This window comes from Marinomonas flavescens (genome assembly GCF_004352835.1).
Taxonomy (GTDB): Bacteria; Pseudomonadota; Gammaproteobacteria; order Pseudomonadales; family Marinomonadaceae; genus Marinomonas; species Marinomonas flavescens.
Genome location: NZ_SJSB01000004.1, coordinates 233,421 through 252,073, shown reverse-complemented (window position 1 = coordinate 252,073; position 18,653 = coordinate 233,421). Strand labels below are relative to the sequence as shown.

Below are 18,653 nucleotides of genomic sequence, written 5' to 3'. Positions count from 1 at the left end.
AACCAATTTCTATATTTTCATATCACTTTTGCACTAAAGCTTTCTTAGTAACGTGTTGTGCCATAGTGTAATGGCATTAAACACGTAACCATAAAGGAAGGTGCTATCAATGATTAATTACCAACTTAACAATAAAAAAGCGATGGTCACAGGTGGTGCATCCGGTATCGGTTTAGCTTGTGCTGAATTACTTGCCTCTTCTGGTGCCGATATTGCCATATGGGACTTACATGACCATTCACTACTAAAAGCAAAACAAACCATTAGCAAATATGGCGTTCAGTGCATCACTTTTAAAGTTGATGTAAGTGACCCTATAGCAGTCAAGTACGCTATGGACGAAACAGTTAAAGCGCTAGGTAGATTAGATATTGCAGTAAACAATGCAGGTATTGGTGGTGTATCTGCTAAGTCAGGAGATTACCCCACTGACGGCTGGCAAAAAGTTATTGATATAAATTTAAGCGGTGTTTTCTACTGCCAACGAGAAGCCATTGTTGCAATGCGCAAGAATGGCTCTGGTAGCATCGTTAATATGGCATCCATTCTTGGTCAAGTGGCATTTGAAAACTCATCTGCTTATGTATGCGCAAAGCACGGCATTGTAGGGATGAGTAAAGCGGCAGCTATCGAACATGCTGAAGACGGTATCCGTGTTAATACAGTAGGGCCTGGATTTATTCATACGCCATTAGTAGACGAAGCACTTTCAGATGAAATGCTCAATATCTTAGCGTCAAAACATGCACTGAAACGTTTAGGCAAACCTGAAGAAGTTGCTAATTTAGTGGCTTGGCTAGCCAGTGATGCAGCCTCTTTTGTAACAGGTGCCTACTATCCGGTAGATGGTGGCTATTTATCCTACTAACCTACAGCGTTAAAAGTGGCTTATTACTTAATAATAAGCCGCTTTTAACACCTAGAATCAAATATTTATATTTTTTCACGATAAGCATAAGTCGCATCAAAGCGAGACTGAATCCAATCGCCACTTAATATCGGCTCATACTTAGCAGGCTTATCGGGTGATTGACAAGACTCAACGCAGACCACATTGGTTTCGTAATCTGGCTCTACAAAAAATGGAAACGAATAACGATGTACACCCTCTAGCGGAGACACCACTCGGTGCGCCGTAGACACGTATTCATCATTGGTCCAGCGCTGCATTAAATCGCCAATATTGACCACTAAGGCGTTTTCAATCGGCGTTGCATCGACCCAATCACCTTGACGGTTTTTGACCTGCAATCCACCAATTTGATCTTGCAACAATAGCGTAACACAACCGTAGTCAGTATGCGCACCGGCGCCATTATCGTGATCGCTTTGTGGGCGTGGCGGATAATGAATCATTCGCAGCACCGTCACATGATCGGTAAAGCAACGTGTAAAAAAGTCATCTTCAAGAGACAAGGCTTGAGCCATGCTGGTCAACACTACTTTTGCTACATCAAAAGCCGCCACGTAATAATCTTGCAGCACTTCCACTGCCGATGGATCACTTGGATTTTGATTTGGGCCGTACATTTTAGGGTATTTGGCCACCAGCGGATGCGTCACCGGTAAATCCAACGCCATATCAAAGGTTTCTTTCCAATCCGCATGGGAAATTTCATCAAGCTGCTCTTCGCCAATGCGCCCATAACCGCGATGATTCGGGCTATTTTTGATATCAATAGCTCGCTTCACCTCATCAGGCTGGGCGAAATAGGTCTTAGCAGTCGACATCAGCTGATCAAACAATGCCGCCGGAATACCGGCATTCACCAAGTAGAAGAAACCAATTTCGCGGCAGGCTTTATCCAGCGCACCCACTTCTTCTAGGCGTACCGAATCATTACTGTGCGTTAGCTTTGCTAAATCAATTAACGGGATAGACACGGTTGGATGCTCCAATTTAATCATTGTGTTTATAGGCGAACCAGCGGCATCTAAGCACACTAGGTTCGTGACGACAATTTCACCAGTTGAGTATGTTGTGGGTTAAATCGCTTCAACCCTTCTTCACCAAAATCGACAAAAATCATCCGTTTACCGTCGGCTTCCTGACGCACGACTACCCCTTGACCAAATTGATCATGGCGTACCTTATCGCCGGACTGTAAGCCTTTATTGTTATCGCTCATTTGATGGCGAAACACCAGATTCGGAGAAGGTGTCACACGACTCAAATAACGCTGAAACAAGGTGCCTTTCTCTGTATCGATGGGCTCTTCGCTGGCGTCTTCATGCCACAGCTGAGTAATTTTACTGACCGCATAAGGCTGCGCTTCAAACACAAAACGCGACAGCGCGAGATTCTTTAAAGCGGCACGTGGGATGTCGCCACGTTTCATTTTTTTACTTTCTTCTGGTGTCGGTGTTTCTAGCAACACCAGCTTTTGCTTAGCACGGGTAATCGCCACATAAAACAAACGCCGCTCTGAGGCCATCTGACTGGCGGCTTTTTTATCAATCGCACTCAAATCTTCATCGTAATACGGAAAGCGCCCTTCTTGTAAACCAGACAACAACACCAAATCGAATTCCAGCCCTTTAGACTTATGGATTGTCATTAGGTGAATGCCGCGCGCATCATCCGCTTGCTTTTCATTCAGCGTCGCCAGTTGCGTTAAGACACTTTCGGCGTCGCCGCCTACTCCACGCACATACGCCATAAAGGCATCACAGGTGGCGATTTTTTCTTGAGTTTGAATGTCTTTGTTACTGGTGCTTTCGAAATAGCGATAAATCCCCAGTTTTTCGAGAGTATGCGCCAAACCTTGTGCCGGGTCCGAGCGATAAATACTCAAGCTGCGCAGCCAATCGGCGCGTCCATAAAGCTTTTTAGCCCGCCAACCTTCACTTTGCTCCGCCATGGTTTCGATAATTTGCGGCAATAAATGCGGCGATTGCCTTGCTTGCTGGATCAAGGTATTTCGCTGCGCTACCGAGCCACCAAGACTTGGCACACTCAGCAAAAAATCCACATCGTCACGACGAAAAAAGAGCGCCGGTTTTTCTAATGCGCCTGCTATCACGGCGAGATACGCCATCAACATGCGTATCTGTCGATTCTCCAACAGCGGCGAATCACCATGCAATTGGTAAGGCACGCCCTTGTGCATCAGCGCCAGCTGCACCGGCACCATGTCACTGTACAAACGCACCAAGACCGCCGATTCATTTAAGGCGCGACCGGATTCTACCCACGCTTTTAACTCGCCCAATAAGGCTTTGCCCGTTTTCGGCGCGCGCGCAAAGGACACTTGTGTGCTCTTCCCTTCTCCAATCACCAAGGCGTCTGGGTCATTTTCGCTAATCACACTCGACGCCATCAAACCGATTGCATGACCAAAACGAAAACTGCTACTCAAGGGATACGTTTCCACCGCAGGGAAATCACGATCAAACTGACTCGCCATAATCTCTGGGCTGGCACCGCGCCATTCATAAATACACTGCTGCACATCCCCTACAATCATCCACTGACAAGGCGCCGGATAAAGGATTTTGAGTAATTCATACTGACAGGGATTAATGTCTTGAAACTCGTCAATCAAGAGATAACGAAAGTTCGGTACAAAACCGTGAACTTGATGACGTTCTGCTTCATCAAGGTCTAATAACAAGGCATAAGGATCGGCCAATAGATCCGCAAAGAAACGCACGTTATTGCGTTTTCGCAGGTCTTCAAGCTCATCGTACAAAGCAGGAAAAAACTGCCGCTCTTTTGACCAACCAAGGGATTCAAACACCGCACTGGCTGAGGTCGCAGAGGCCTTCACTTGATCAATAAACAATAATACGTCTTCCAGCCAATCCTTTTCGTCTTGTAAGGTGATTTTTTCCCCTTTGCGTACCAAGCGATTTAACGCTTCACGCAACATTTTCACCAAACTAAAGTCGTCCGTTAGCAATTTAGCATTGGGCAACCAAGCTTGCTGCTCCAAACGCCGACACAGCTTTAAGCCAAAACCATGAAAGGTCATCACACTGGGGGAACGCATATGACCAGTGTTGTTTAAATGCTGGCTTAAGCGCTCACTAAATTCTTCTTGAGCGCTTTTGTTGAACATAAACACACCGATTTCAGACGCATCGACGCCCTGCTCAAGCAAAAATTCTATGCGCGAAATCAAGGTGGTTGTTTTACCCGCCCCAGCCACCGCAATGACTTTGGCCGGTGAGCTAATATTGTGCTCTACCACAGCAAGCTGCTCGGCCGTCAATTGGCGTGGCGCCACTTGCTGATCTATCAAAGTCTCATCCATCAAAATACGTTTGCCTAGTCTTCAAATAAGTTGCCGATCTCACGAAACGCTAGATGCTCACGACCTGCAATTTTTGCGATCGATTCACCACGCACCACCAAACGACGCTGTACACGAGCAAAAAACACACCATCGGCTCGGGCTACCAACGGGTAACGAGACGCATCGACATCGTCGTCCATTAAGTCTACTACCTCACCAATGACTTCACCCGCTTCCACGGTGCCGCCTATATTTTTTCGGTAACAAACGATGCCGGCGCTCGGCGCCTTTACCAAATCCATTGCGTCTAATGGGTAATACACCACGGCGCTGTCATCGATCACAGGCGCGTCACCAGCAATCACATTGCGCAGCACTAAATAGGCAAACAATGCCTGTGCATCTTGAGTGGCGTATTCATCTGAAATGTCATTTTCGCCTCGTAACTCAACGGTTAGAGAACGACAGCCCCAAGGTATTAAATGAGCGTAGTCAGATTTAAGCGTTCGCCATACGCTAACATTAGTTTCATCAAAAGACGCCGCTCCTGTTTCTAATTCAGACAAGCCTACTTTTGCACCCAACAACGCCAAAAGCGGTTTAAAATGCTCCTCAAATTCTTGCGCTACGTACGCGTGCATGCTCGCTTCACCAGAACAATGCAGATCCAGCACTTCATCCGCATCCATAGACAAGGCCAGTAACGTTTTCTTCATGCCTTGTAATTCGGTGTTTTCAGGCAGCGCAGCCAACTCTTGAGCCATGATAGAGCGCACCAAAGAGACATTTTCCTGGCCATCTGCACTGACTTCGCCTTTAAGACGCTTTTTTACTTTCTCGCCAAGCTGAGGCCAGTTGCGGTTAAAATTACCGCCACCATCAGAAAAGGCAAAACGACCAGGAATATAGCCATGGAAATTTTGTGCCAAGCCTATCGGATTCGCCACAGGAACGATAATAATCTCTCCTTGAATCAAACCCTTCTCATCGGCGTCTTTAAGTAACTTGATCAAGCTATTAAGCACCAAAAAACCCGGCCACTCGTCGGCATGAAGACCAGCTTGTAAATACACTTTAGGTCGCGCACCTTGCTCGCCGAAATGATGCGCTTTAAGAATTCGCTGAGTACCCAATGTTGCACTCGGTAAAGTATGGGAATAAATTTGATATGACATAATAACTCGTATAGTTCGGTGAAATACGCGCCCACATTGAACAGGCAACAGAGCAGGCAACATGGTACGCTAAAACATATCTATAATAAAAACTTCTCAGTATTAAAAAATACTGTAATAAATGACCACTCTACTACGTCTATATAGTATTCACTGTCATATAAGCCATCATTAAGGAAGAAAGGAATGCTCAAATCTTTGATCGCCGCATCAATAAGCGGTGCTTTATTATTCACCAGCATCCACGCACAAGCTGATTGGCAAGACACGCTAAAAGAAGCCAAAGGCCAAACGGTCTATTTTAATGCTTGGGGTGGTGCGGACAATATAAACGATTATATTCGCTGGTCTGCTAAACACATTAAAGAGCAATACGATGTGACCCTCAAACAAGTAAAACTGACTGACACATCTGATGCGGTGAATCGCGTTCTAGCCGAGAAAGCAGCCGGTAGAAATACCGATGGCTCGATTGATCTTATCTGGTTAAACGGTGAAAACTTTCGCGCAATGAAAGACAACAACCTTCTTTATGGCCCATTCAGTACCGAGTTACCAAACTATAAAAAATATGTGAATGAGCATGCTCGACAAAGTATTACTCGTGATTTTGGCACTCCTGTCGATGGCATGGAATCCCCTTGGGGAATGGCCCAAGTTATTTTCATGTATGATACCGCCACATTGAAAAATCCGCCCAAATCCATGCCAGAATTGCTCGCTTATGCGGAACAACATCCTGGGCGAATTACTTATCCAGCACCGCCGCAGTTCCTAGGTGTCACATTTTTAAAGCAAGCTTTGTATGAACTAACACCCTATAAGCAAGCACTTTCTCAGCCTGTCGATAAAGCCGATTTTCAGAAAGTCACAGCGCCATTATGGGCATACTTAGATAAACTCAACAAAGTAGCATGGCGTCATGGCGTAACCTTTCCCACTGATTCCTCCCAAATGATTCGCTTACTGGATGATCAGGAAATTGATGTAGCACTAAGCTTCGATATTTCTGCCGCCTCTGTTCAAATTCAACAAGGTAATTTACCTGACACCGTTCGCTCATACGTTTTCACCAAAGGCACTATAGGTAACACACATTTCCTTGCTATCCCTTATAACAGCAGCGCCACCGCGGGCGCTGAAGTCGTGGCAAATTTCATGCTGTCTCCTGAAGCACAAATGCACAAGCAAACCCCCACTGTATGGGGTGACTTAAGTGTATTGTCATATGATAAATTGTCACCAGCTGACCAAAAGAAATTTGATGCAATACCACGAGGCATCGCGACTCTTAGCATAGCCGAGCTTGGAAAAACCTTACCCGAACCTCATAGCAGTTGGGTAAAACCTCTTGAGCAAGAATGGCGAAAACGCTATGCACAATAGCGAGTAGTATTTTCGTATGATTTCTTGTTACTGAATTGAAGTACTGTTAACGCTTTATTAAGCAATATTTTGTAATCAACCATGTAATCTAAAAGTAGAGTATGTAACCCCGAATGCCATTAAAAAGCGTACGATTTATCACTTGGTTGGTCGCAATATTGCTTGCTATTCCAGTCCTTATTGGATTAATTGGCACATTATTACCCGCGTTTCACTATTTCCCACCACTTGGCGAATACCATGTTACCTTCGCGGCTTGGATCAGCTTACTTCATAGTAGTGAGTTTTATTCAAGCTTAAGGCTGACCCTAGCCACTGGGATTATTTCACCCATTATTGCGTTATGGATGGCTTTGTCTATATTAGCCTGGGGATACCAACGACCATTTTTTCAAAAAATTGAAAATCTGTTGGCACCAATACTCGCTATACCACATGCCGCCATCGCCATAGGATTACTTTTTTTACTGAGTCCATCTGGTTGGCTTATGCGCCTATTTAGCCCTTGGTTAACAGGCTTTGATCGTCCACCTAATTGGATTACCGTTCAAGATCCTTATGGCTTATCTTTAATCTTCGCCATCATTATGAAAGAAATGCCTTATTTACTGTTCATTATGTTGGCAAGCTTGCATGCGATTGATGCGAGAAAAACACTCGAAGTTTGCCAAACACTGGGCTACAAGCGTTTGACGATATGGCGCAAGGTACTCATCCCACAACTTTACCCAATTATTCGCATGCCTATTTTTATTGTCATTGCGTTTAGCCTCACTGTCGTAGATCTAGCTCTTGTTATTGGCCCAAACACCCCATCGACTCTTGCTGTCACCTTATTTCGTTGGTTTAATGACCCATCATTATCTAAACGCTTTATTGCCAGCGCCGGCTCAATTGCATTGGTTCTGGTTATTGCTTTCGTCATATTTGGTTGGGAGATGGCTCACTGCTTTTTCACTCGACTCACCAAAGCCGAACGCAGTAATGGCAAACGTTCGGGGCCAACAGACTACTTTCTGCGCTTGGGCGTGGTATTAGGCCTCATCACCTTATCAAGTGCTTTTGTTTCCCTTGTCATACTACCCATTTGGTCGCTAACCCGTCGCTGGCGCTTTCCTGATGCTTTACCGGCATCATGGACACTAGACAATGTCCAACACGCTTATCCGTTACTTTTAGAGCTGTCTAGCAACACACTCATAATCGCTATTGTGGCGACCGTTATTGCCTGCCTAATGAGCGCGCTCATGCTAGAAACTAAACGTCTCTCAAAAACAACGAAAAACCACCCTTTTGATTGGCTCATTTATGTTCCTATTTTATTGCCGCAAATTGGTTTTTTGTTTGGGCTGCATATACTGCTAATTCAAATTAATCTAAACGGGACACTCGTAGCGATTATTGGCCTACACCTGATGTATGTTTTACCCTATGTGTATTTGTCATTAAAAGGCCCTTACTTAGCGTATCAAGAAGACTACCTAGTGCAGGCTAATCGCTTAAATAATCGACCTTGGCGTAACTATTTTTTCATCAAGCTCGCCATGCTCAAACCAGCAATACTCACCGCTTTCGCCATCGGCTTTTCAGTGAGTATCGCCCAGTATTTGCCCACTCTCATTGCAGGTGATGGACGATACAGCACACTCACCACAGAAGCGGTGGCACAAGCGGCCTCTGGCGATAGAAAACAAGTCGGGAGCATGGCATTACTACAAGCATTCTTCCCAGTTTTCATATTCTGGCTAGCTCACGCCTTACCGCCGCGCTGGACAAAATGGCGCCTATCTATCTATTTACGTATCAAAAAGTGTTACAAACAAATTCCTAAACAATCGTTAAAATGAACAACGTACATCATGCAGCTCACGGGAGAGAATGTGCTCATTATTAAAAATTTTTCGTTGTCATTAGCGAATAAAAAACTAATAACAGATCTCAATGTAACAATAGAAAATGGACAAGTGGTATCTATAATGGGCCCCAGTGGCATTGGTAAATCGAGCTTATTAGGGTTTTTAAGCGGCACCTTGTCTTCTGGGCTCAATGCCCAAGGAGAAGTATTTTTAAACGATGTTGCGATTCATAATAAGAAAGCGCAAGACCGTCGAGTTGGATTACTTCAACAAACACCCTTGCTATTCCCACATATGAGCATTCTAGAAAACCTTAGCTTTGCTATCCCTGCTAGAGTAAAAAAATGCGATCGACTCGAGCTCGCTTTTGAGGCGTTAGAAAAAGTAGGTATTAAAGACAAGGCAAATGCCACTCCAGAGCAACTTTCCGGTGGTCAACAAGCGCGTGTTGCACTGCAACGCACGCTACTGTCTGAGCCTAAATTTCTTTTACTTGATGAACCTTTTAGCAAGCTTGACCCTGCATTACGTCGTGATGTGCGAGCTTTTGTATTGGATGAAATTCGTAAAGCCAACATTCCAGCCCTACTCGTCACCCACGACGCCGAAGACGCCAAAGCCATGGAAGGGTCTTGTATTAATTTAGACGCACCAGAGTAACCACAGAAAGCAGAAAGCAATTAGAGTATTAGTAAAAATACTCTAAACTTTCCAATCACTTCTAAATATTTATAAACGCCTAAATATTTCTAAATAAAGGCTTCACGGCAACCTCTTGGATCATCGTTCGATACGTCGGCAACAGACCCTTTATTTGAAAAGGCTCAACAGAAGGTGTTTCTAGCCTTTCTTTCATTATGTTAACAATTAAGTCGACAGCGCTTTCGGCCTCATCATCTATATTCAAAAGATAACTTTGATAGAGATATTGGTCGCCAAAGAGTTCAGGATAAACTTGCCTATTGGGCAGCACTGGAACGCACCCTAGAGCAACTGCTTCGAGCACAGCCAACCCTTGAAATTCATGCAAAGCAGTGGATAAGACGATGTCAGCAGACGCTAAGCAACTAAGGTAGTCCTGTCTACTTTTAGCGTAACCGAATTGGGTGATTTGCTCTGGAAAAGCTTGTTGAATCAGTTCGAATTCTTTAGGTATTGAGCGAAACTGTTCGCCTAGAATGGCGATTTCAAATGGCACATGACGAGCGTTTAATGCTTGAAGAATCGCCAATAGACGATCTGGACCTTTGTCATATTCCCACCTTGCTGACCAGACTAACCGAACCGGAGCCTGCCCTTCTTGCTTATCATTTTTCAATTTTTTCATCGAGCTGGGCACTGAGACAGGCACCGGCACCACGCAGGCTTTTTCTTCGGTCAAATTTAACCAATCGGGAGACACATAATCAGGCAGTTTTTTTAATAAGGCTCGTGCGCCAGAGAAAAATGACGCTTTATTAAACTGGCTGTTAAACACACATTGATCCGCCGCCAACGCACTGTATAAGGTCACCATCTGCATTTCGACCAAGCCCTGTTGTTTATCACTAGGTGGATAGGCAAATTGGTTCTCGTGGAAGTAGAGTAACCAAGGGATATTTTGTAAATCAGGACAAAACACTTTCAGCCCCACACAATCTGTCATCGAGGTAGCGATGATCAAATCATAAGGTTTTTCTAATAAGGGTTTAAACTTAGGGTCAAACGCAAAACTCATGGCATTGCCGCGAATCCGCCAAGCAAAATGCCGCGGTGGCAATGCCATATAAGTCCAATCATGCTCTGGGAGTTGATCCATCAAAGTTTGCGCCCACGCCTTATGGCTGCTCGCTTCGTAAGCACTAATTAATAAAATTCGCACAAAATACCCTTATTCGGTTTCGATAGCATGGTAAGTACTGGCTCATCGTTGTTGGGTCGAATATCATGTCAACCATAGTGGTTTTGCCATCCTTGTTTAACGCTTATTCCCACTGTATTTCATCAGACACTGACATTAGGAAAATCATGATTATTCAAAAACACAATCAGGATCTTAACACGCCGACAGGCACCATGCGCTGTACTGTGTACCGCCCGCAAGCCGAAGGCCGCTTTCCTTGTATTTTCTTTTATTCTGAAATTTTTCAACAAACCGCTCCGATCGCACGTTCAGCAGCCATTATGGCGGGCCATGGTTTTGTCGTGGTCGTTCCCGAAGTGTTCCATGAATTAAATCCCATTGGCACTGTATTGGGTTATGACGACGCGGGTAAAGACAAAGGCAATGAAGATAAATTCACTAAGACGTTAGAAGCTCACGATACAGACACCATCGCCATGTTGGATTACTTTGCACAGCCAGAATATTGCACAGGGCAATTTGGCAGCATGGGCGTGTGTTTGGGTGGTCATTTGGCGTACCGTGCGGCGCTTAACCCACGCATTCAGTCCAGCTTTTGCCTATACGCGACCGACATTCATTCCAATACCATCCCTTGCGATGAAGGCAACGATTCCTTTACTCGCACTAAAGACATTCAAGGGGAATTAACCATGGTATGGGGCAAACAAGATCCGCATGTATCTACCCAAGGCCGTCAGAAAATTTACCAACAATTACTGGATACAGATCGAAACTTCACCTGGTATGAGGTCAATGGTCAACACGCCTTTATGCGTGATGAAGGCGACCGATATGATCCGGCTCTTGCTTTAGAATGTTACGCAAAAGCCGTGGCGCTGTTTCAAAAGACGCTGCACAAAAGCTAATCTTTTTGCCTTGTCATCTTTAAAGCGTTAACTGGTTGAGGTGAGCTTAGTGCTCGCCTCGCCAAATTGGATTCAAGGTGCATTCCCCAAGCTCACTAGACATCCACATTTCACCATCTTGAATAGTCACATTAAGTTGCATAGAGCGAGCACACAACGCAGACAATTTTTGCACTTCTGCTTCGACAAATTTTAGGGTACGCAGGTTACTGAATCGACTGATCTTGCCTTTATTTTGTTCCCACCAAATGTCTGATTTGTCATTGTAATTCACCACGATCACTTGCTGACCACGCCCACACGCTTTGCGCAGGCGTTTCTCATCTGGTTGTCCTAGCTCTACCCAGATCAAAACTTCGTCTGAAAAGTTCTTTTGCCAAAGGTCAGGTTCATCTTCGGTGCTAATTCCCTTAGTAAAACTAAGCTGCTCAACACCCTCTTTTTCATCCGCTAATAAAGCAAACGTGGCTAAACGAACCATCATGCGTTCTTGTGTTTCTGATGGATGTAGCGCCAAGGTTAAATCGTAAGTTTGATAATGATTGCGGTCCATATCGGACACTTGTAGAGAAGCTTTGTAAACGGTTGCTTTAGTCGCCATGGTATAAAAATCACTTACTGCATAAAAGTGGAGAAATCGGCATCGATCTTAGTAAAAAGGACACTCGATAGAAAAGGTGCGCGAATTGTACAGGAAAAGCGCCTACCCATCATAAGTAAAACTCTGATAGTGAAATACCGCCCATAAAAAAACGCAACCTAGGCTGCGTTTTATCAGAGCTATTCAGACTGTGTGCAAAAAGAATTACTTCTCAGCACGACCAGCGAACTTACGTTCTTCAACGTTCACTTTGATCTTATCACCTGTCGAAATATGCTCAGGAACTTGAATGATCGCACCAGTGGCAAGCTTCGCAGGTTTGTTACGAGACGTTGCAGAAGCACCTTTAATAGAAGGATCTGTTTCAATGACTTCTAATTCAACGTTGGCAGGCATATCCAGTGCTACTGGTGCGTCATTCACCAATATAACTTGAATACCTGTGGTTTCTTCGTTGATAAACAAGAGCTCATCTTCGATGGCTTCTTTATTTAGGTTGTAAGGTGTGTAATCTTCGGTGTCCATAAAAACGTATTCTTCGCCATCGGCATAAGAAAACATAACCGGACGACGAATGAGATCTGCAAGACTTAACATATCAGAATCTTTAAACGTCTCATCAAGCTTACGACCCGATACAACATCATACATACGCATGCGGTAAAGACTACCACCAGCACGACCTTGCGGTACTGAACGTTCGATATCTCGCACAATGTACGTTTTACCATCGTATTCGACGGCCATATTCTTTTTAATGTCACTCGCCTTTGGCATTTTCTACATCCTAAACTGTCATGTTATTAAATAGGTAAGTTTTATCTTTTTTGGCACCATGCTAATCACCTATTACGGTGCCAATCAATCGCATTATACGGCGATATTTCGCCGCTGATGCTAATCCAGTTAGCAAAATACTGCTAGCAATAATTCACTCTATAGAGCCAATTACAGTCGCTAATACTGATTGTACTTTTTCGCACTGCCTTTTACTTTGTCTATTGGATAATGGCGTGCGTTTTTCTCGATTTTCTGCTCCGCCGCCGCCATTAAATCAATATTCAACTTGTCTGCCAAGCGCACGGTAAAAAGCAAAACATCTGCCAGCTCCTCTTTTACCGCTTGAGCTTGCTGCTCGTCCAATTGGTAAGACGCCTCTTCCGTGAGCCAGCGAAAACAATCTAATAATTCTGCAGTTTCCCCTGCGAGCGCCATAGAAAGGTTTTTCGGAGAGTGGAATTGATCCCACTCTCGCTCCTCGGCAAATTGACGCATTGTCTGTTTCAGTATTTCAAGAGAATCCATTACTCACTATCGACTTTCATATATTTGCTATTAAGCACATGGTAGATAGGATACAAGGCATCCGCACCTAATATTTTGGCACGTTCAGGCGACCAACCTACAATCTCATCAGGTAAATTCTGGTTATCTTTAAATGGCATTTCTAAGGTAAAAGAAAGGCAATTATAGGTCTCACCAACCCATTTGGTCGCTACGGTTAGATTAGCCTCGCCAAACTGATCTGGCGCATAACCAATGTCAGTTTGAAAATCTGGGCTCACTGCCACGAACATGTCTTTGAACAAGGTTTCCATTGCTTCCATGCGAGCATCAAACGAAGGCACACCTTGGCAACCATCCACAAAATTCACTGGTAAGGCTTCGTCGCCATGAATATCTAAAAACATGTCTACCCCAGTTTCAGCCATCTTAGTTTGAACCGCTAATACTTCTGGGCTGAATTCTTTCGTCGGATTTTTCCACTCACGGTTTAAATTCACACCTTTTGAATTTACCCGTAAATTGCCATGAACGGCACCATCTGGATTCATATTGGGTACAATATGGAATCGACATTTTTCCAACAAGGCGCGTGAAATAGGGTGAGATTCGTCAAACAATCGCTCTAATAATCCCTCAATAAACCATTCTGCCATGGTTTCACCTGGATGCTGACGAGCGGTAATCCAAATGTTTTTCGCTAAACCTTGGGTTTTACTGATTTCCAGCATGGTGATATCTCGCCCTTCAGCGGTTTCACCTAGATGATGAGTAATACAGTCTTCATTGCTTGCCGCCCACGCCATCATGTCTAAATGACGCTCATAGCTGTATGGCGCAAAATACGCATAGTAAACGCTGTCTTGCTCTGGCTGGTGGTTAATTACCAGTTTGCCATCAATATACTCAGTAGGAACACGAAACCAGTATTCTCTGTCGTAGGAAGCGACCGCTTGATAATCAACCCAACCTTCTGGGTAGGCAGCATCACTCGCGTTCTCGAATTGAATTACGCAACTTTCGCCCATTCCGCCTTGTAATCGAAAATAAAACCACTGGAGGAATTTAGAGTTTGTATCATTGGGGATTTTTACTCTAATATTGTCCGGATCCGAGGCTTCAATAACAAAGATGTTACCGCCATCAAACGCACTACTGATCTTGATTCGGCTGGTCATTCTTTATTCCTTAAAAATCAAACATTGGTTCTATATATGGCAAGTTTACCTATATTCATGACGGCTGTCGCCAATTCATCTGACGAGCCCGCTTTTCCTCTTTTATTTACTTGGTCAACGCCAGAAGCACAAGTGAAAGAAGTGCTTGTGATTCCTGATGACGAATGGTTAGAAAATCATCATATCGATGCGAACGCCCTAAACCTTGATGAAAATCAACTGTACGAATTCGGCTTTGAAGCCAGCGACATATTGGTTGAGTGGACCAATGAATTCGATACTGACGTTATTTATGGACTTGACCCTGATGAGTTAAGCCTACTGGTGGAAGCCACTTATAACATCAAAAACTTAGATCCGAGCTTTGAAATACTGAGTATTCATTCTTGGTTCGATGAACGCGGCGTGTCGCTAAACGATTCACTGGCAGAGCAAGGCCTAACCACCCCTCTACACTTGCTACCACCTGATGAAATTATCATTCAATTGTTGCAGATTGCGGTTGAACACGGATTGATAGATCCCGCAGACATTCCAGATAGCACCCAAGAGTAAGGTTTCTTGACACTGTTATAGGTCAATAAAATGATGAGTATAAAGACAAGAAACTGGCGCTACTAAGGTATCCTATTTAGAGTCAGAAGAGATTAATTGTTAATGATTAACTTTACCTTTTCTGACTCAAACTGGAGCCCTTGTGATAGATATTCTCCCCGACTTATGCGATCTCTACCGTGAACATCTTCAGATTGCTGATCCAATTTTCAAATCCTATGGCAAAAAATCCCATTTCTATGGAGAAGTTGTCACCATATCTTGCTTTGAAGATAACAGCCGCGTTCGAGAGCTCGTCGCCACTCAAGGCAAAGGTAAGGTGTTAGTTATCGACGGCGGAGGCAGCGTTCGTCGAGCATTACTGGGTGACATGCTGGCAGATAAAGCCGCGAAAAATGGCTGGGAAGGGATTGTCATTAATGGCGCAATTCGTGATGTCGCCGCCCAATCTCAAGTCAATCTCGGTATTCACGCTTTGAACGCACACCCGGTACCAACTGAAAAACGTGGCTTAGGAGACGTTGGTAAAACGCTTCACTTTGCAGGCATAACCGTGATGCAAGGCGACTATATATATTGTGATTTAAATGGGATTGCAGTTGCTAAACAACCGCTTGCAATGCCAAAGTCGTAAATAGCATTTTTCATTATAAAGTTTTCGTTATAAAGATTAGAACTCAGCACGCTATCTGCAATGTGCTAGTTAACTGCGTTCATACTAAGTACGACAACGAGGTATGAACTTTTCAACATCACTAACAGAGGTAAATCCTTACAACTCTATTTAATTATCAAAGGGGCACATGATGAACAATAGTTTCGACACCCAATACTCTCTCGCTGTTAACAGCGAGCACTATCATATTCATTCTTTAAAAGGGCTTGGCCAGAAAGCCAATCGTTTACCTTTTTCTTTAAAAATCTTGCTTGAAAATCTACTGCGAAATGAAGATGGCGTTAATATCAAAAAACAAGATATTCAAGCCTTATTAGACTGGGATTCCAAAGCAACCCCCACAGCCGAAGTTGCCTTCACTCCCGCGCGCGTTGTTATGCAAGATTTCACTGGCGTACCTGCCATCGTTGATTTAGCGGCGATGCGCGATGCAATGGAAAAGCTGGGTGGAGATCCCGCCAAAATCAACCCACTGTCGCCCGCCGAATTAGTGATTGACCACTCAGTACAAGTGGATGGCTATGGCAACAATGGGGCTTTCGATTTAAATGCAAAACTCGAATATGAACGCAATAAAGAGCGCTACGAATTTCTGCGTTGGGGTCAAACCGCCTTTGATAATTTAAAAGTTGTGCCGCCAGCAACCGGCATTGTTCACCAAGTAAATTTAGAATATTTGGCACGCGTTGTCTTTAATGAAGACAAAAATGGCAAAAAGGTCGCCTACCCTGACACGCTGGTTGGGACAGACTCCCATACCACCATGATCAATGGTTTGGGGGTACTCGGCTGGGGTGTTGGCGGCATTGAAGCCGAAGCTGCCATGCTGGGTCAACCTATTAGCTTACTCATCCCGCAAGTTGTTGGTGTGAAATTAACAGGCCGATTACCAGAAGGAACCACCGCGACAGATTTAGTATTAGCGGTGACGGAAATGCTCAGAAATTATGGGGTTGTAGGCAAGTTCGTCGAATTCTACGGCGATGGTTTGGCTGACTTACCACTAGCGGATAGAGCGACAATTGCCAACATGGCACCAGAATACGGTGCTACGTGCGGTATTTTTCCAATCGATGATGAAACCATTAATTACCTCCGTTTAACCAATCGTGATGAAGAACAGATTCAACTGATTGAGCACTATGCAAAACACCAAGGACTGTGGCGAAATGAGGGCGACGAAGCGGACTATACCGATGAGCTTGAGTTTGCACTTAATAATGTCGTGCCAAGCCTTGCAGGCCCTAAAAGACCTCAAGATAGAATACCGCTTAATGAAGCCGGAAGCGTCATTCGTAACCACTTAAAAACCTTTCAAGACGAACGAATCGCTCGCCGTGCTCATAACGGTGACGCCATAACGCTCATTGACAGTGAAGGGCCTATCACCAACCCAGAAGAGCCAATAGATGAAGCGCAATTCATGGGGGCCGCCAACGTCACCTTTAAAGGCCAAGAGTTTGAGCTAAACGATGGCGCTTGTGTTATTGCCGCGATTACAAGCTGTACGAACACCTCAAATCCGAGCGTTATTATGGCGGCTGGGCTGGTTGCTAAAAAAGCCAAAGCATTAGGCATCAATACAAAACCTTGGGTAAAAACGTCTCTCGCGCCCGGCTCCAAAGTTGTAACAGACTATTTAAAAAAAGCAGGGTTATTGGAGGACTTAGACAGCCTCGGCTTTAATCTCGTAGGTTATGGCTGTACCACATGCATCGGTAACTCAGGACCATTAGGCGATGAAATATCTGAGGCGATACAAAAACATCAACTCATTGTAAGTTCCATTTTATCGGGTAACCGTAACTTTGAGGGACGCATTCACCAAGATGTAAAAATGAACTTCTTGGCCTCACCACCACTGGTCGTTGCCTATGCAATTGCTGGTCGTACTGACATAGATGTTTACAACGAACCGCTCACACAAGATCCACAAGGCCGTGACATTTATCTTAAAGATATCTGGCCAAGCGCCAAAGAAGTAAGCGATCTGGTTAAGGTGACGGTCACCCAAGACATGTTTGAAAAAAGCTATGCGAATGTTTACAAAGGCGATGAGCATTGGCAAACAATTCAAATCCCCGATGGCAAACTTTATGATTGGAATACGGCATCCACTTACATCAAAAAAGCGCCCTTTTTTGATGGTATGACCAAAACGCCACCAGGGATTCCTACCATAGAAGGTGCTCGCTGTTTGGCAAAACTGGGGGATTCAGTGACCACTGATCACATATCGCCAGCCGGCGCCATTAAAGTAGACGCTCCAGCAGGCTTGTATCTACAAGAACATGGCGTAGAAAAATCACAGTTTAACTCTTACGGATCTCGTCGTGGTAACCACGAAGTGATGATGCGCGGCACTTTTGCCAACGTCAGGCTGCAAAACTTACTTGCTCCTGGCACAGAAGGCGGCGTAACCCGCACACAACCTAATGATGAACTGGCGACTATTTATGATGCCGCTATGGAATACCAAAGCAATAATATCCCGCTTATCATTCTAGCCGGCAAAGAATATGGCACTGGTTCCTCTCGTGACTGGGCAGCAAAAGGTTCTTTGTTACTGGGTGTGAAAGTGGTCATTGCACAAAGTTATGAGCGCATCCATCGTTCTAATTTAATTGGTATGGGGATTCTACCCTTACAATTCAAAGACGGTGAAAGCCATGAGTCATTAGGCTTAACAGGACAAGAGCAATTTGATATCAAGGGTCTGACCGACAAAGCAACGCAAGTCACCCTAGTGGCCACCGACAATAACGGTAAGCAAACAGATATTCTTGTTGATGTGCGCATTGATACGCCAAAAGAGTGGGATTACTACAACCACGGAGGTATTTTGCAATACGTACTGCGTAACATGCTCAACTAGCTAGCGGTTTAAAACACAATTAAAACGCCCAATTCAGTGATGAATTGGGCGTTTTTTTACGAGCATCCATAATAAAAA

Annotated in this window: 16 protein-coding genes; 8 read left to right on the top strand and 8 right to left on the bottom strand. The window is 44.4% G+C overall.

Annotation, left to right across the window (positions count from 1 at the left end; translation table 11 throughout):
• The first annotated feature begins 109 nt into the window (after positions 1 to 109).
• Positions 110 to 868 (top strand): SDR family NAD(P)-dependent oxidoreductase, encoded by a 759-nt coding sequence (locus E0D70_RS06350; protein WP_133011432.1) that lies wholly within the window; start codon positions 110 to 112, stop codon positions 866 to 868.
• A 65-nt stretch (positions 869 to 933) separates the two neighbouring features.
• On the opposite strand, the gene E0D70_RS06345 is transcribed toward E0D70_RS06350, so the two are convergent.
• The 3 genes from E0D70_RS06345 to E0D70_RS06335 are packed head-to-tail and all read right to left on the bottom strand — an operon-like array spanning position 934 to position 5,413.
• Entirely contained in the window at positions 934 to 1,884 is a 951-nt protein-coding gene (locus E0D70_RS06345; protein ID WP_133011431.1) for an isopenicillin N synthase family dioxygenase, read from the bottom strand.
• Between the two features lie 59 nt (positions 1,885 to 1,943).
• Positions 1,944 to 4,256, bottom strand: a complete 2,313-nt coding sequence (locus E0D70_RS06340) for an ATP-dependent helicase (RefSeq protein ID WP_133011430.1) — start codon at positions 4,254 to 4,256, stop codon at positions 1,944 to 1,946.
• A 14-nt stretch (positions 4,257 to 4,270) separates the two neighbouring features.
• Positions 4,271 to 5,413 (bottom strand): succinylglutamate desuccinylase/aspartoacylase family protein, encoded by a 1,143-nt coding sequence (locus E0D70_RS06335; protein ID WP_133011429.1) that lies wholly within the window; start codon positions 5,411 to 5,413, stop codon positions 4,271 to 4,273.
• A 186-nt stretch (positions 5,414 to 5,599) separates the two neighbouring features.
• On the opposite strand from E0D70_RS06335, the gene E0D70_RS06330 reads away from it, so the two are divergent.
• From E0D70_RS06330 to E0D70_RS06320, 3 genes are all read left to right on the top strand, one after another.
• Positions 5,600 to 6,799, top strand: a complete 1,200-nt coding sequence (locus E0D70_RS06330; RefSeq protein WP_133011428.1) for an ABC transporter substrate-binding protein — start codon at positions 5,600 to 5,602, stop codon at positions 6,797 to 6,799.
• A 113-nt stretch (positions 6,800 to 6,912) separates the two neighbouring features.
• Complete coding sequence (locus tag E0D70_RS06325) at positions 6,913 to 8,646, top strand: ABC transporter permease (RefSeq protein WP_133011427.1); 1,734 nt, start codon at positions 6,913 to 6,915, stop codon at positions 8,644 to 8,646.
• Between the two features lie 33 nt (positions 8,647 to 8,679).
• A complete protein-coding gene (locus E0D70_RS06320; protein ID WP_207923219.1) occupies positions 8,680 to 9,315 on the top strand; it encodes an ATP-binding cassette domain-containing protein in 636 nt (211 codons plus the stop codon).
• Positions 9,316 to 9,394: 79 nt separating this feature from the next.
• On the opposite strand, the gene E0D70_RS06315 is transcribed toward E0D70_RS06320, so the two are convergent.
• Positions 9,395 to 10,516, bottom strand: a complete 1,122-nt coding sequence (locus tag E0D70_RS06315) for a tRNA-queuosine alpha-mannosyltransferase domain-containing protein (RefSeq protein ID WP_133011425.1) — start codon at positions 10,514 to 10,516, stop codon at positions 9,395 to 9,397.
• Positions 10,517 to 10,662: 146 nt separating this feature from the next.
• Here E0D70_RS06315 and E0D70_RS06310 point away from each other — a divergent pair, with 146 nt between their 5' ends.
• A complete protein-coding gene (locus E0D70_RS06310) occupies positions 10,663 to 11,406 on the top strand; it encodes a dienelactone hydrolase family protein (protein ID WP_133011424.1) in 744 nt (247 codons plus the stop codon).
• A gap of 46 nt (positions 11,407 to 11,452) precedes the next feature.
• Here E0D70_RS06310 and E0D70_RS06305 read toward each other — a convergent pair whose 3' ends face one another.
• The 4 genes from E0D70_RS06305 to E0D70_RS06290 all read right to left on the bottom strand — a co-directional run bounded on the left by E0D70_RS06305 (position 11,453) and on the right by E0D70_RS06290 (position 14,469).
• A complete protein-coding gene (locus E0D70_RS06305; protein WP_133011423.1) occupies positions 11,453 to 12,007 on the bottom strand; it encodes a YaeQ family protein in 555 nt (184 codons plus the stop codon).
• Positions 12,008 to 12,211: 204 nt separating this feature from the next.
• The gene (gene efpL / locus E0D70_RS06300) at positions 12,212 to 12,784 is read right to left on the bottom strand and encodes an elongation factor P-like protein EfpL (RefSeq protein WP_133011422.1); all 573 of its coding nucleotides are present in this window, start codon (positions 12,782 to 12,784) and stop codon (positions 12,212 to 12,214) included.
• Between the two features lie 180 nt (positions 12,785 to 12,964).
• A complete protein-coding gene (locus tag E0D70_RS06295) occupies positions 12,965 to 13,312 on the bottom strand; it encodes a nucleotide pyrophosphohydrolase (protein ID WP_133011421.1) in 348 nt (115 codons plus the stop codon).
• Positions 13,312 to 14,469: a M14 family metallopeptidase gene (locus E0D70_RS06290; RefSeq protein WP_133011420.1), complete on the bottom strand. Its 1,158-nt coding sequence runs from the start codon at positions 14,467 to 14,469 to the stop codon at positions 13,312 to 13,314. The genes E0D70_RS06295 and E0D70_RS06290 overlap by 1 nt, the downstream gene beginning before the upstream one ends.
• Positions 14,470 to 14,505: 36 nt before the next feature.
• Between E0D70_RS06290 and E0D70_RS06285 the strand changes: the two genes are divergently transcribed.
• The 3 genes from E0D70_RS06285 (at position 14,506) to acnA (ending at position 18,575) form a co-directional block, all read left to right on the top strand.
• Positions 14,506 to 15,024, top strand: coding sequence for a hypothetical protein (locus tag E0D70_RS06285; RefSeq protein WP_133011419.1), 519 nt, complete (start codon positions 14,506 to 14,508; stop codon positions 15,022 to 15,024).
• A 142-nt stretch (positions 15,025 to 15,166) separates the two neighbouring features.
• Positions 15,167 to 15,658, top strand: coding sequence for a putative 4-hydroxy-4-methyl-2-oxoglutarate aldolase (locus E0D70_RS06280; protein WP_133011418.1), 492 nt, complete (start codon positions 15,167 to 15,169; stop codon positions 15,656 to 15,658).
• Between the two features lie 172 nt (positions 15,659 to 15,830).
• Complete coding sequence (gene acnA, locus E0D70_RS06275) at positions 15,831 to 18,575, top strand: aconitate hydratase AcnA (RefSeq protein WP_133011481.1); 2,745 nt, start codon at positions 15,831 to 15,833, stop codon at positions 18,573 to 18,575.
• The last annotated feature ends 78 nt before the right edge of the window (positions 18,576 to 18,653 follow it).

Coding starts and splice junctions, on each gene's coding strand:
- E0D70_RS06350 (WP_133011432.1), top strand. CDS start 110: ATGATTAATTACCAACTTAACAATAAAAAAGCGATGGTCACAGGTGGT.
- E0D70_RS06340 (WP_133011430.1), bottom strand. CDS start 4,256: ATGGATGAGACTTTGATAGATCAGCAAGTGGCGCCACGCCAATTGACG.
- E0D70_RS06335 (WP_133011429.1), bottom strand. CDS start 5,413: ATGTCATATCAAATTTATTCCCATACTTTACCGAGTGCAACATTGGGT.
- E0D70_RS06330 (WP_133011428.1), top strand. CDS start 5,600: ATGCTCAAATCTTTGATCGCCGCATCAATAAGCGGTGCTTTATTATTC.
- E0D70_RS06325 (WP_133011427.1), top strand. CDS start 6,913: ATGCCATTAAAAAGCGTACGATTTATCACTTGGTTGGTCGCAATATTG.
- E0D70_RS06310 (WP_133011424.1), top strand. CDS start 10,663: ATGATTATTCAAAAACACAATCAGGATCTTAACACGCCGACAGGCACC.
- E0D70_RS06305 (WP_133011423.1), bottom strand. CDS start 12,007: ATGGCGACTAAAGCAACCGTTTACAAAGCTTCTCTACAAGTGTCCGAT.
- efpL (WP_133011422.1), bottom strand. CDS start 12,784: ATGCCAAAGGCGAGTGACATTAAAAAGAATATGGCCGTCGAATACGAT.
- E0D70_RS06295 (WP_133011421.1), bottom strand. CDS start 13,312: ATGGATTCTCTTGAAATACTGAAACAGACAATGCGTCAATTTGCCGAG.
- E0D70_RS06290 (WP_133011420.1), bottom strand. CDS start 14,469: ATGACCAGCCGAATCAAGATCAGTAGTGCGTTTGATGGCGGTAACATC.
- E0D70_RS06285 (WP_133011419.1), top strand. CDS start 14,506: ATGGCAAGTTTACCTATATTCATGACGGCTGTCGCCAATTCATCTGAC.
- acnA (WP_133011481.1), top strand. CDS start 15,831: ATGAACAATAGTTTCGACACCCAATACTCTCTCGCTGTTAACAGCGAG.